A 12,846-nucleotide genomic window follows, 5' to 3' on the forward strand; every position below is an offset into this window, starting at 1 on the left:
GGGGATTATCTGCTAACTGCAAGATCGTTCAAGTCTTCTTAAACGATCGGCATTAAACTCATTGAGTTGGCTTTTTTCGTTTCTGAGCTATGTATCCTTCTAAACGTGTCTTTCTAAACTTATCTTTCTAAACACGGTCCTCAACTTCCTAAACACTAACCCGTTACAACCCAAGAAAGGCTAAGCGATCTAGCCCATTCAAACATCAGTGTTCCCATACTTCTGCATGACGCTCACAAGCCAGATAAGCAGCGCAGCCTAAGCAATTGGTCGATACATGTTCTTGGCATTCATTCGCCATTCTCTGTTTCTGCTGCAAAGTAATCTCAGGCTCCAATACGGGTTCAAAGAACTTGGTCATTACTCATCACATCCAAATAGAATCAATTAGTTAGTTAGTTAGTTAGTTAGTTAGTTAGTTAGTTAGTTAGTCTCAGGTTAATCCAACCTTTGAGCAAGATACATCTCTTAATATTTGTCGTGATGACACATTTCCGCTACTCATGTTCTTTGTCGATTCCGCACGTTTCGTCATATTGGCATTGTTCCTTGAATCAAAACCCCTTCCCCTCCCCAAAAAAAGCTCAAAGCCAATTTCCCTGCTGCGACTTACAGATACCTATCATTAGACACAAAAAAGCCCCTGCTGATTTCTCAGCAGGGGCTTTGAATTATTTGCCGTTATTCCGAATAACTACATCATATTGATGTTTAGTTAAATCGTGGAATTAACCTTGAATACCAACAATTAACCAAGGTGCATTTGGAGTCGTTAGGTCACGCTCTAAGTGCCAGATATCAGTGATATCTTCTTCAATGCCGTCTGCGGTGTCACGGTAGCGACCGCTAAACTGAAGGCTTAGCTGTGCTTTGCTACCATCGTGGTCTGCGCGAACGATTTCAGCATCAACGTACATTACGTCTGTGTGCTGATCACCGTCTAGCTTATTACGCTCAGCTTTTAGGTCTTCAAATAGGCTTGGAGATACGTATTCTTCAATCGTGTTTAGCTCGTTGTGATTCCATGCACCTTGCAGTGTACGGTAGTGCTCACGAGAACCGTTGATGAATGCCGCTTGATCAAAACCTGGTGGGTAGTTATGTGGAACATCGCTTTGTGCACCAAAACCGAAACCACCAGCGCTATTTTGCGAATGAGGTTGTGATTGAGGCTGTGCTTGCTCGAAGTTATGAACATTTGGTTGTTGCTTAGGTTGTTCAAACTTGTTCTGACCCATGCCGCCGAATGCTGGCTGTTGGCCACGTGCATTCTGCTGATTCATTGAGCCCTGCTTCGCACCCAACATTCCGCGTAGGAATTTAAACGCTAGGAAAGCAATCAGACCCATGATTAAAATATCCATGAACTGGATACCTTCAAATGCGCCACCAAAGAATGCAGCTAAAAGACCACCAGCAAGTAAACCACCTAGCAGACCGCCCATAAGGCCTTTCTTGCTAGAGTTAGCTGCTGCTGTTTTCTTGCCCGTTTGATCTTGTCGGATCGAATTTGTGTTTTGTTGTTTTGGTGCTGGAGCCGTTTTAAAGCTTTTGCCAAATGACTTACCACCACCAAACTTTTTCGCTTCCGCGATTGGCGTCACCGCGACTGTTACCAACAGGATCGCGACTAGTGAGAAAAATCGTTTCATTATTATCCTTTATAGGTTTTTTTATCTTTCGACACCTTAATCATACTCGTTAACAAAGAACAATGAAATATTCACGACGTTTACACATGTATCATAATATTGCGGCTATTAATTGATTACTAAACTAGCGAAGGGATTGACGGCACTCTGGGGCAGCATTAAAATATTGAACGATGTTCATTTAATAGAAAGTACTCATGGCAAGACGAAACGATCATACTCGCGAACAATTAGTGCAATTAACCTTAAAGACGGTAACCGACTTCTTAGAAGAGCACTCTTATCACGAGCTAAGTCTACGTAAAATTGCCAATATGATTGGCTATGTCCCTAGCACCTTGGTGAATGTATTTGGTAACTACAACCTACTCCTTTTACACGTTGTTGCTCAAACATTAGATGAACTGTCGTCCCAATCTGCTTCTGCTGTTGAACAATCGAGCAACCCTCAACAGGCTCTTTTTAATCTTGCATACTGCTATCACGATTTTGCACAAAAACACCCTCACCGTTGGCAGCTTATCTTTGAGCACAACATGAATGGTGAAAACCTTCCTGAATGGCAATCGAACCGTATTGATAGAATGACAGGTATGTTAGAGCAATTGCTGGTAGCTATTGCGCCTGAACACACAGAAAGCGAAGTCATTAAAGCCAGCCGTGTATTATGGTCTGGAGTACATGGAATTACTCTACTTAGCGTTGATGATAAATTTTTCGCCTCTGAACCTATCGATGGTAAAGAGTTGATCAATAACCTAATCTCAAACTACTTAACCAACTGGTAATCATTCAAGGAAAGACAATGAACAACAGCAGCCAATCTTCGCTGTTAACGCAAAAAAGGTTCCTACCCTACTTTATTACTCAATTTCTAGGCGCCTTTAATGACAACATATTCAAAAATGTTCTGTTACTGTTTGTTGCTTTCGCAAGCGTAGATACGCTGCCTATTTCCAGCAATCTATTCATTAATTTGGCCGCTGGTCTTTTTATTCTGCCCTTCTTCCTGTTTTCTGCTTTGGCTGGTGTACTGGCTGACAAATACGAAAAATCTTGGTTTATACGTAAAGTTAAGCTCCTTGAAGTGGCGATCATGTCACTGGGTGCGATCGGGTTTATCTACGAAAGCTACGGGATACTACTCCTACTTCTGTTCCTAATGGGAACGCAAAGTGCCTTCTTTGGCCCGGTGAAATACGCACTGCTTCCACAACAATTGGAAACCAAAGAGCTGGTATCCGGCAACGCTTTAGTCGAAACCGGCACATTCTTAGCCATCCTTATTGGTACTCTAGGTGCCGGTATTATTGCATCTGAAGAAAGCGCGAAGCTCATTGCCGCGGTATGTATTGTTTCTTTCGCCGTGCTTGGCTATGTATCAAGCTGCTTTATTCCACAAGCGCCGAGTAACGCACCAGATCTGAAAGTGAAGTGGCAGCCAGTAAAGCTAACCCGCGCGACACTGGCGATTGCAAAAAAAGATCGCCCAACGTTTCAAGCACTGATGTCTATCAGCTGGTTCTGGTTCCTTGGCGCTGCTTATCTAACTCAGTTTCCAAACTTCACAAAGATCCACTTGAACGGCACTGAAAGCTCGGTTGCCTTTTTGTTAGCTCTTTTCTCGGTCGGTATTGCGATAGGTTCTTTGGCTTGTGATAAGTTGTCAAATCACAGAATTGAAATCGGCATCGTACCAATGGGTAGCCTAGGTATGTCGATTTTTGGGCTATTGATGGCGATATCCATTCCTGAGTCCTTGCCTGAATTTACCTCTTTCCATCAATTCGTGACGTATTCAGAGCTGTGGCCGCTGTTTGCTTATCTTCTGCTCTTAGGTGTCTCTGGCGGTATCTTCATTGTTCCTCTGTATTCTCTGATGCAGTTACGAGCGAAACCAGATGAACGCGCTCAAGTGATTGCCGGGCTCAACATTTACAATTCACTATTCATGGTGGGAAGCGCCGTTTTAGGTATTGTTTGCCTGAGTGTTCTCGATCTTTCTATTCCACAGCTGTTTGTGTTACTCGCGATAGGGAATACTTTGGTTATGCTGTACCTGTTTTATCAGGTGCCTATCTACGCTTTTCGTTTCTTTACATGGGTGGTCACTCACACCATGTACCGAGTTAAGCACAAGAACTTACACCATCTTCCAGAGAATGGCGGCGCACTGATTGTTTGCAACCATGTGAGTTATATGGATGCACTGCTTCTGAGTGCGGTTTGCCCTCGCTTGATTCGGTTTGTGATGGAAGAGGATTACGCCAAACTTCCTCCACTACGTCGATTCTTAAAAAGAGCAGGAGTTATTCCAATCTCCGCAACCAACCGTAGCTCTATTCGAAATGCTTTTAAAGAAGTAGAACGCGCTCTGCATGAAGGCCACATCGTCTGTATTTTTCCAGAAGGAAAGCTAACCTCTGATGGTGAAGTCGCAGAGTTCATGCGTGGTATGGAGCTGATTATCAAACGTTCTCCTGTGTCTGTCATTCCAATGGCTCTCAAAGGCCTATGGGGCAGCTACTTCAGTCGTTATAAAGGCAGTGCTTGCAAAGGGTTACCAACCCGCTTCTGGACCAAGTTAGAAATAGAAGCTGGCAAGCCAATACTCGCTAAAGATGCCTCATGCAAAACTCTTCGACAGTCAGTCTCTGATCTTCGCGGCTCACTACGCTAAATAACCAACCCTTTATTCATATCAGCTGAACAAACGTTTAGTTTTACTTAACGTTTGTTCAATTCATTTAGACTTACTTACCATTGCGTTAAGCGTATAGTCTTCCACTACGCTGCCAATACTAGACGCGACGAATTAAATATAATGAATCTAAAAAAGTCTGTTCCATTTTATCTTGCTGCTCTGTTTTGCTTAACCCCATGGGTGAGTTCACCGACGGCACTCGTGATCGGTTTCCTTCTTGCGAGCTTAGGTTTAGTCCCTGAGCATCTAGAAGTTGGCAAACTCACCAAGAAGCTACTGGCCTACTCGATTGTCGGCTTAGGCTTTGGCATTCAGTTTGAGAAAGCATTAGCGGTAACAGGCGATGGTATTGGCCTCATTGTAACGACGATTATTGGTACCTTGGTCATTGGTTGGTTCTTGGCAAAACGCATGGGATTAGATCGCACCACGGGTTACCTTATCTCTTCTGGTACCGCAATTTGTGGTGGTAGCGCCATTGCCGCCGTAGCACCGGCCATCAAAGCTGATGATGAACAGATTGGCTTGGCGTTAGCCACTGTATTTGTGTTGAACTCGGTCGCCCTTTTCTTGTTCCCAATGATTGGCCATGCACTAGAGTTAAGCCAACAAACTTTCGGAACATGGGCTGCCATCGCGATTCATGATACCTCCTCTGTAGTCGGCGCAGCATCAGCATATGGCGAAGAAGCACTGACCACAGCAACCACATTGAAGCTCGCTCGCGCACTTTGGATTATCCCAATCGCGTTAGTCAGCGCAATGATCTTCAAGAACGATCAAAAGAAGATTACGATTCCTTACTTCATTTTCTTCTATTGCGCTGCTATTGCTGTTAGTGACTTGCTGCCACAATTTGAGATGGTCTATCAAGGTATCTTTGATGTGTCTAAGCGTGCATTGGTGGTGTGTCTATTCTTGATTGGTTGCGGTATTTCAGTTGAGAAGCTTAAAGCTGCTGGGCCGAAGCCATTGATGTTTGGTATTACAATGTGGACGATGATTTCGACAGGCTCATTAGCGTGGTTAACTCTCGCATAATACGCCTAATTACACCCAATACGTAAAGAAGCACTGTAGATTGGTTAATGTATTAACCAGACAAACAGATTAGCGAATGACAAAACAAAAAGGCGAAGCTCTAATGGGCTTTGCCCCTATCGTTTTTAGTGAAAATATCGTTTGTAGTAAAGATATTCTTTGTTACAACAATCACGAATCAAACAGGGGCTTATCACTCTTCTTGCTCTCTCTTTTCATTAAAACAAGTACCACAACTAGCACAAATGCAGTGAGTTCAGCCAATGAACGAGTCAGTCCTGACGAAACGAGCGCTTGGCCTATCTGCAGCAAAACTGCAATGATGAGGGCAACTTTCATAATAAGACCTTATTCTATAATCCGTTATTTATAGAGCTTATTATGATTGATGGTTATAAAGATAATAAATTCTGTTTTGAACTATCTAATTGCTAAATTAACTAACCTAGCGTAACTGCCCCTCTAGCCACTTAATAAACGTTCTTACCTTAGGTCGCTTTTCATTGCCTAACGGACAGATCAAGTCGTACCCTTTATCAGTATCCATACTTGGATAAGGCGTTATGAGTTCACCAGTCTCAATGTACGGCTTAACAAAATGATAGCGCCCCATTGCCACACCGATATTATGCAGAGCACTCTGTACGCCCATGTCTCGGTGGCTCACACAATAAAACTGCTCAAACAGATTTACATCGAGTTGATTGTGCTTGATCCAACGCTGCCACACATCAGAGCCTAGCGCATGAATGAAATTAATCCGGTGTAACGACTCTAAACCATCATCAAAGATATTGTGTTCAGCGGCATAACTCGGCGTACATACCGGAATATACTTTTCACCAAACAGGCGCTGTCGATGCATATCTTTTAGATCTTCAGCACCATAGTAAATGGCGACATCGAGGTGATTTTGATGAAAGTCTTGCTCTTCTTGAGAGAAAATATTGAGGTTGAACTTTGGGTATCGCTGTTTGAAATCAGCTAGCCTTGGTAGCAACCAACTGTTAGCAAAGGCAGGACTGGTACCGATATTTATCTGACCGTACTAGTCGGTGTTGGTAATGTCTTCGATCTCACCAAAAATAGAGCTCAACGACTTCGATAACGTGCGTTGAAAGCGTTGCCCTTCTTCGGTCAATTCCAGTTTACGAGTGCCTCGTACAAACAAGTTAAATCCGAGTTCACCTTCCAACACTTTGATTCGATGGCTGACGGCTCCCTGAGTCAAATGCAACTTTTTCGCGGCTAACGTAAAGCTCATTTTCTCGGCAGCAACATTAAAAGTATGAAGATTTCTAAGTAAAGATTGATGGTTAGCCATACGAACTCATGCATTAAAAATTTTAATTCATACTACTACCCGTTTCGTTTGTTTGCATTAAGAAATAAGTTTCTAATAGCCGCAGTTACTTAAAACCCTGCCTCGATCAATCTTTGACTCCATACGTTGACGAGCAGAAACATTAAAAAAATTAATTACAAACTTAGGGGCACATATGAATATACTCGGGTATATGCAAAAAGTAGGTAAGGCATTGATGGTTCCCGTAGCCACACTGCCAGCTGCAGCAATCCTTATGGGGATCGGCTACTGGTTGGATCCTGTTGGTTGGGGTTCTGAAAGTATCTTAGCCGCATTCTTGATCAAATCAGGTGGTGCGATCATCGACAACATGGCGGTTCTGTTTGCGGTGGGAGTTGCCTTTGGTTTAAGCCGTGATAAGAATGGTTCTGCGGCACTGTCTGGTTTTGTGACGTTCCTAGTCGTCACCACTCTACTTGCTCCGGGCTCAGTTGCTCAATTGATGGATGTTGAGTTAAGTGAAGTACCAGCGGCATTCGGAAAAATCAGCAACCAATTCGTGGGTATCATTGTCGGTATCATTTCCGCTGAGATCTATAACCGCTACTCAACGGTTGAGCTTCCTCAAGCTTTAGCTTTCTTCAGCGGTAAGCGTTTGGTTCCTATCCTTACCTCAATCGCAGGTATGGCGCTCTCTTTTGCTCTGCTATACATCTGGCCAGCTGTGTACGATGCTCTGCTCGTATTGGGTATTAAGCTAGAAAGCATGGGCGCTGTGGGTGCCGGTCTGTTCGGCTTCTTCAACCGTTTGTTCCTATCAATAGGCATGCACCACGCACTCTACCCTGTGTTCTGGTTCGATGTTGTGGGTATTAACGACATTCCAAACTTCCTAGGCGGCGCACAATCTATCGCTAACGGTACGGGCATTCCGGGTAAAACTGGCATGTACCAAGCAGGCTTCTTCCCTATCATGATGTTTGGTTTACCTGCAGCTGCATTAGCTATGTACCACTGCGCTGACGCGAAAAACAAAAACCAAGTATTCGCAATCATGCTTGCCGCAGCAATGGCTTCGTTCTTCACAGGCATCACTGAGCCTCTAGAGTTCAGCTTTATGTTTCTAGCACCTGTATTGTTCCTACTGCACGCTGTGTTAACAGGTCTGTCGCTTTACATTGCAGCAAGCATGGAATGGATGGCAGGCTTCGGCTTCTCTGCAGGCTTTGTTGACTTAGTGCTATCAAGCCAAAACCCGTTAGCGACTAACTGGTACATGTTATTAGTTCAAGGTGTGGTGTTCTTCGCGCTTTACTACGGTATTTTCCGTTTCGCTATCATCAAGTTCAATCTACGTACTCCGGGTCGTGGTGAAGAGATGGAAGCAGAAGGCGAGACAGGATCTCCAGAAGCGTTAGTTAGCCTGACCAACAACTACATCGAAGCTATTGGTGGTGCAGACAACATTCTAGAAGTAGACAACTGTATTACTCGCTTACGCTTGACAGTAAAAGACTCGTCAGCAGCAGACAGTGACAAACTGAAAAAACTAGGTGCTGCAGGCGTTGTTCCTATCGGAAAAGGTGGCCTACAAGTCATTATCGGTTTAGGTAAGGTAGATAAGGTTGCTGAACAAATGAAGAAGGCACTCGCTTAAGCTAAACAGCCAGATGCAAAGATAAACCCCTTAATAACCAGATAGAATATTAAGAATTTGTGGTGGTTTCACCACCATCACAACCCCCTGAAGCGCAATTACGACTAGTCACCGTGTATTGCGCTTCGTTTTATTGTTCTCAGTTCTATTTAGAACGTATCTGCTGTAACCATTGTACCAACCCTACGCGTGAAACCTTAATACCTAGCTGTTCTTGATGAGGCATTCGATAGTACTCGACAGGGAATTTGAACCGTTCAAGACGGCCATTTAATTGCTCGGTAAACCATTCTTTGGTTGGTAAATCCGTGCAATCCACAATAGCGACGGGTCGAAACCCGAACTCATCATCTTCAATTGGAACGATAAACGCCTGATTGATTAAAGATAACTGATTCAGTGCTCGTTCAATTTCTTCACAGTGGATATTCTCTCCCCCAGAAATAAACTGATTATCAGCGCGACCAATGATCGACACTTGTTCGCCATCCCATTCGCCGAGGTCTTTACTGTCGAACCAACCGTTCTCATCCACCAACGGCGTAACCTCACCCTGATAGTAGTAACCAGAAGCAAGCGTATTACCGCCAATAAAGATACGTTGATCTTCGATTTTTAACTGTCGTTGGTCGAGAACAAAACCTGCAGTATTACTAGAATCGACTGGCTTCGCGGTCACTGTTGAAGCCGCTTCTGTCATACCGTATCCAAGCCAAGTTTCAATGCCCATTTGTTGAGCTTCAAGCCCTAGCGCTTCTGGGATATGGCTACCGCCTAAAAGCACATGAGTTAAAGTAAGTGCTTGCTTACTCTGCAATAACCTATGTAGTTGAGTAGCCACTAAAGAGGCATGGCTGCAACCTTCAATGTCTGTTTCAAGTTGGCCTGACCCTATTTTGATGCAGCCACCAGCCGCCAACCAACGATGGATAATCGCCAATCCCGACACATGGTACATCGGTAAGCTAAGCAACCAAGTGTCAGCTTGTTCAAAGTTGAAAACGTCTAATAAACCCTGAGCTGAACATAAGTGTTGCTGCAACGTGTGAGCCACCGCTTTCGGGTTGCCGGTAGAGCCAGAAGTGAATACGATGCTCGCAAGGTTTTGAGGATTAAAGTTAGGATTTTGCGATGTTGTTGGTTTGTCATCACCATCGACCTTGACTTCGTTCAAGCAAGGTAGCGTCACCAATACAGTCTTAAGGTTAACAGCATCAGAATGATCTAACCCACAGCTATCTAATAGCCAAAGGTAACGTCTGTCTAGCTGACCATAGAGGGATTCAAGCTTCTGTGTTAAACGAGCTTTCGGCTGAGGCATGGTAAACGCACAAACCACACCCAAATTGAGTGCGGCAAGATAAACCGGAATCACTTCAGCTTGGTTCTTACCGACAATCGTCAGTACATCACCTGCAGATAAGCCTTGATGAGATAGCTGTTGTTGGTACTCACTCACCAGCACAGACACTTGCTGCCAAGTGTAAGCGCGGTTAGGAATCACTAACGCTGTTTGATGTGGGTTCTGCTGCGCCCACTGTACCCAGAGCGGGTGAGGATTGGATTGTGGGCGCATCATAAGATAACCAAGTTATAGATTGAGAACGGTCTAAGCCAATCGAACGATCAGCCTAAGAAGACCAAATCAATTGTTGCTGTTCAAGCGTTGAAACTGGAAGCTGACAACCCGGCCATGAGACTTCTAGCTGCTGCTGATACAAGCCAATCGTATCAAGCCCTGGAACTTCATTAGGCAAGTACTGTTGTGCCAATCGAGCAATCTGAGTTAAGCCAAGGCTAGACTCTATGCTTGAGCTTAGTACAGGTTTAATACCAAGTTGTTGCGCGCGTTCAATGATAGCAACACAACGCTCTACTGAGCCAATCAAGGTTGGTTTAATCACAACCGCCTTAACTCCCGTTAAGTCACTAAGATTAAACTCTGGACTTCTTACCGCTTCTTGCAGTGTTTCGTCCCATGCAATCGCAACACCGTGGTCAATAGCAAAAGCTAAGCTGTCTTCTGGCTTCTGACAAGGCTCTTCAATAAAGCTAATACGCTGACGCAGTGACGGCGAAATGTATTTAATGAACTGCTTCGCTTTCTCTGGCTTCCACGCACGGTTGGCATCAAGCCTTAGGGTTAAATCAGGGATCGACTCAAGAAATAAGCTAACCAGCATGCCATCACGAATCGCTTCGTAGAGACCGACTTTCACTTTGGCGACCTTCTCGCCTTTCATCTCATTCAGCACAGGGATCAATTCATCTGGATCTCCTGTACACAGCGGCGCCGCTTGGTAGTTACCTTCAGCGTTGAGTTCGCCTCGTAATTCCATTATCGCCATCGAAAAACCGAAGGCAACAGAAGGATATAACTCATCAAAAGGCGTTTGAGGGTTATTGTGGCTCCAAAGCTCTAATTCGTGTTGCAGCTGAATGCCAGCTTGTTCGGCATCTTCTTGGCTAAAACCTGGCAAAGGCGCAACTTCGCCAAAACCAGTTTTACCATCACACTCAAGTTGGATGATATAGCCAACGCGTTCGTTCAACTTATTGTCACGAAGAATCACACCACTATCCATAGGCAATTGATAACGGTAGAGTTTAGCGTGACATTGAGAATTCACTGAGTTCATAAAGTTTCCTAAAAAACGGGGAACATCAAAACAAAACGAGTCGCTATTAGCGACTCATTTTAAAGAAGAGAAAGACTATGGGTTACGCGGAAATTTGTCGAAATCAGGTCGACGCTTCTCGTTAAATGCGTTTCGGCCTTCTTGGCCTTCTTCTGTCATGTAGAACATCATGGTTGCGTTACCCGCCAACTCTTGAAGACCAGCTTGGCCGTCACAGTCTGCGTTTAGTGCGGCTTTCAAGCAACGCAGCGCCATTGGGCTGTGTTGAAGAACCTCACGACACCAACGAACCGTTTCTTTTTCTAGGTCAGCAACCGGTACAACTGTGTTTACTAGACCCATGTCCAATGCTTCTTGAGCATCGTAGAAACGACACAAGAACCAGATCTCACGCGCTTTCTTTTGACCAACGATACGAGCCATGTAAGAAGCACCCCAACCGCCATCGAATGAACCTACTTTAGGACCCGTCTGACCGAACTGTGCGTTTTCAGCTGCAATGGTCAGGTCTGCCATCATGTGAAGAACATGACCGCCACCGACTGCCCAGCCCGATACCGCTGCGATAACCGGTTTTGGACAAGTACGAATTTGACGTTGGAAATCAAGCACGTTCAGGTGATGTGTACCTGAATCATCTTGATAACCGCCGTAGTCACCACGGATACTTTGATCACCACCAGAACAGAACGCCTTCTCACCAAGACCCGTCAAAATGATTACGCCAACCTTCTCGTCATAACGAGCATCAGCCAGTGCATTGATCATCTCTTTTACGGTTTGTGGACGGAACGCATTGTGGACTTGAGGACGAGCAATCGTGATTTTCGCAATACCGTCGTCAGACTTATGGTACTGAATATCTTCAAATTGACTGCTTTCATCGCGCCAGTTAACTGCTGCGTAAAGTTCTTCTTCTGTGATGCCTACTGTTTTAGCCATGGTGATTCCCATTGTTCTATTAGAGACCACGACTAACGAATAGTCGTGACGGTGTTGCTCTGCTTTTGATAGTGCTTGATACGAGAGAACCGCTCAGCCTGTTTAGCGACGACTGGCGATACATTGGATGATCAGGTTGGAAAACAACTCTGGTTGCTCAAAATGAACATTATGACCAGCGTAATCAACCTGACTATATTCAAAGCCACTATTCTCAGCTAGCTCCATGAATTTACGATCTTTTTCACCACACACATAATGCAATTGGTGCTCATGAGATTTCAATGTGGCACGTAAATCCGGTTGCTTAGCTAACGAAGTAGATAACAACATATTTGCTACGGATACTCCAAGGTTACCACTACGCTTTATGACCAAAGTTTGTCTTTGCTCATGATTTAGTGAAGAAAAGACGCTTTGTTGATACCAATCGTCTAAAACATCTTCAATCGACTGCTGCGCAAAGCGGACAGCCCATTGCGTATCATGTACTAACCTTTGTGCTCGTTCTTCATCACGCTCCAGACCAAAGTTGCCACCTTCAATAATGACTTTCTCAAGATTGAGCGTTTCGAAGCAAGGGCTTGTCACCCCATACATGGCAAGCCTGCCACCCATTGAGTAGCCAATCACCACGATAGGGTAATCCGCAGGAAGATCGTTGAGAGCAAGTTGAGAAGTGATGCACTGAACGATTTTCTTGCAGCAATGATCAAAGCCTACCGGATCGATAAAGCGACTTTGTCCGTGCCCGGGCAAATCTATGCAAAGACGAGGAAAGTCCTCTAGATATGGATGACATGCGCTCCAATCATCCCCGCTTCCGAGTAAACCATGTAGAAAAACAAGCAAAGGTTTGTCAGAAGATTCTTGTGCAGCTGGGTAATAATTGGAGTAAAGCATGT

At 44.5% G+C, this 12,846-nt stretch carries 11 protein-coding genes and 1 pseudogene; 4 read left to right on the forward strand and 8 right to left on the reverse strand.

What is annotated here, in order from left to right:
• Positions 1–205: 205 nt before the first annotated feature.
• Together AB6C75_RS05475 and AB6C75_RS05480 are read right to left on the reverse strand one after the other, a co-directional pair.
• Complete coding sequence (locus AB6C75_RS05475; protein ID WP_167852952.1) at positions 206–361, reverse strand: hypothetical protein; 156 nt, start codon at positions 359–361, stop codon at positions 206–208.
• A gap of 367 nt (positions 362–728) precedes the next feature.
• Positions 729–1,652: a Tim44 domain-containing protein gene (locus AB6C75_RS05480; protein ID WP_372107211.1), complete on the reverse strand. Its 924-nt coding sequence runs from the start codon at positions 1,650–1,652 to the stop codon at positions 729–731.
• 197 nt (positions 1,653–1,849) lie between these two features.
• Between AB6C75_RS05480 and AB6C75_RS05485 the strand changes: the two genes are divergently transcribed.
• The 3 genes from AB6C75_RS05485 (at position 1,850) to AB6C75_RS05495 (ending at position 5,397) form a co-directional block, all read left to right on the forward strand.
• Complete coding sequence (locus tag AB6C75_RS05485) at positions 1,850–2,440, forward strand: TetR/AcrR family transcriptional regulator (protein WP_012604487.1); 591 nt, start codon at positions 1,850–1,852, stop codon at positions 2,438–2,440.
• A gap of 17 nt (positions 2,441–2,457) precedes the next feature.
• Positions 2,458–4,332 (forward strand): MFS transporter, encoded by a 1,875-nt coding sequence (locus tag AB6C75_RS05490; RefSeq protein ID WP_372107214.1) that lies wholly within the window; start codon positions 2,458–2,460, stop codon positions 4,330–4,332.
• Between the two features lie 144 nt (positions 4,333–4,476).
• Positions 4,477–5,397, forward strand: a complete 921-nt coding sequence (locus AB6C75_RS05495; protein ID WP_029223440.1) for a YeiH family protein — start codon at positions 4,477–4,479, stop codon at positions 5,395–5,397.
• A gap of 171 nt (positions 5,398–5,568) precedes the next feature.
• On the opposite strand, the gene AB6C75_RS05500 is transcribed toward AB6C75_RS05495, so the two are convergent.
• Together AB6C75_RS05500 and AB6C75_RS05505 are read right to left on the reverse strand one after the other, a co-directional pair.
• The gene (locus AB6C75_RS05500) at positions 5,569–5,736 is read right to left on the reverse strand and encodes a hypothetical protein (RefSeq protein WP_017100591.1); all 168 of its coding nucleotides are present in this window, start codon (positions 5,734–5,736) and stop codon (positions 5,569–5,571) included.
• 106 nt (positions 5,737–5,842) lie between these two features.
• Positions 5,843–6,721: pseudogene (locus tag AB6C75_RS05505) on the reverse strand (LysR substrate-binding domain-containing protein).
• Between the two features lie 193 nt (positions 6,722–6,914).
• On the opposite strand from AB6C75_RS05505, the gene nagE reads away from it, so the two are divergent.
• Positions 6,915–8,360: an N-acetylglucosamine-specific PTS transporter subunit IIBC gene (gene nagE, locus AB6C75_RS05510; RefSeq protein WP_372107262.1), complete on the forward strand. Its 1,446-nt coding sequence runs from the start codon at positions 6,915–6,917 to the stop codon at positions 8,358–8,360.
• A gap of 145 nt (positions 8,361–8,505) precedes the next feature.
• Here nagE and menE read toward each other — a convergent pair whose 3' ends face one another.
• From menE to menH, 4 genes are all read right to left on the reverse strand, one after another.
• A complete protein-coding gene (gene menE / locus AB6C75_RS05515) occupies positions 8,506–9,939 on the reverse strand; it encodes an o-succinylbenzoate--CoA ligase (protein WP_372107217.1) in 1,434 nt (477 codons plus the stop codon).
• Positions 9,940–9,991: 52 nt separating this feature from the next.
• Positions 9,992–10,999: an o-succinylbenzoate synthase gene (menC, locus tag AB6C75_RS05520; protein WP_372107219.1), complete on the reverse strand. Its 1,008-nt coding sequence runs from the start codon at positions 10,997–10,999 to the stop codon at positions 9,992–9,994.
• 75 nt (positions 11,000–11,074) lie between these two features.
• Positions 11,075–11,941 carry a 1,4-dihydroxy-2-naphthoyl-CoA synthase gene (menB, locus tag AB6C75_RS05525; protein ID WP_010439547.1) on the reverse strand — a complete coding sequence of 289 codons (867 nt, stop codon included), beginning with the start codon at positions 11,939–11,941 and terminating at the stop codon, positions 11,075–11,077.
• Between the two features lie 102 nt (positions 11,942–12,043).
• Entirely contained in the window at positions 12,044–12,844 is an 801-nt protein-coding gene (gene menH / locus AB6C75_RS05530) for a 2-succinyl-6-hydroxy-2,4-cyclohexadiene-1-carboxylate synthase (protein WP_372107221.1), read from the reverse strand.
• Between the last annotated feature and the right edge of the window lie 2 nt (positions 12,845–12,846).

Origin of the sequence: Vibrio sp. 10N.237.312.B06 (genome assembly GCF_041464685.1) — a bacterium.
Classification (GTDB): domain Bacteria; phylum Pseudomonadota; class Gammaproteobacteria; order Enterobacterales; family Vibrionaceae; genus Vibrio; species Vibrio tasmaniensis_A.

Bases quoted from the DNA above. Each gene is read 5' to 3' on its own strand.
- AB6C75_RS05480 (WP_372107211.1), bottom strand. From the start codon at position 1,652: ATGAAACGATTTTTCTCACTAGTCGCGATCCTGTTGGTAACAGTCGCG.
- nagE (WP_372107262.1), top strand. From the start codon at position 6,915: ATGCAAAAAGTAGGTAAGGCATTGATGGTTCCCGTAGCCACACTGCCA.
- menB (WP_010439547.1), bottom strand. From the start codon at position 11,941: ATGGCTAAAACAGTAGGCATCACAGAAGAAGAACTTTACGCAGCAGTT.
- AB6C75_RS05490 (WP_372107214.1), top strand. From the start codon at position 2,458: ATGAACAACAGCAGCCAATCTTCGCTGTTAACGCAAAAAAGGTTCCTA.
- AB6C75_RS05495 (WP_029223440.1), top strand. From the start codon at position 4,477: ATGAATCTAAAAAAGTCTGTTCCATTTTATCTTGCTGCTCTGTTTTGC.
- AB6C75_RS05485 (WP_012604487.1), top strand. From the start codon at position 1,850: ATGGCAAGACGAAACGATCATACTCGCGAACAATTAGTGCAATTAACC.
- menC (WP_372107219.1), bottom strand. From the start codon at position 10,999: ATGAACTCAGTGAATTCTCAATGTCACGCTAAACTCTACCGTTATCAA.
- AB6C75_RS05475 (WP_167852952.1), bottom strand. From the start codon at position 361: ATGACCAAGTTCTTTGAACCCGTATTGGAGCCTGAGATTACTTTGCAG.
- AB6C75_RS05500 (WP_017100591.1), bottom strand. From the start codon at position 5,736: ATGAAAGTTGCCCTCATCATTGCAGTTTTGCTGCAGATAGGCCAAGCG.
- menH (WP_372107221.1), bottom strand. From the start codon at position 12,844: ATGCTTTACTCCAATTATTACCCAGCTGCACAAGAATCTTCTGACAAA.
- menE (WP_372107217.1), bottom strand. From the start codon at position 9,939: ATGATGCGCCCACAATCCAATCCTCACCCGCTCTGGGTACAGTGGGCG.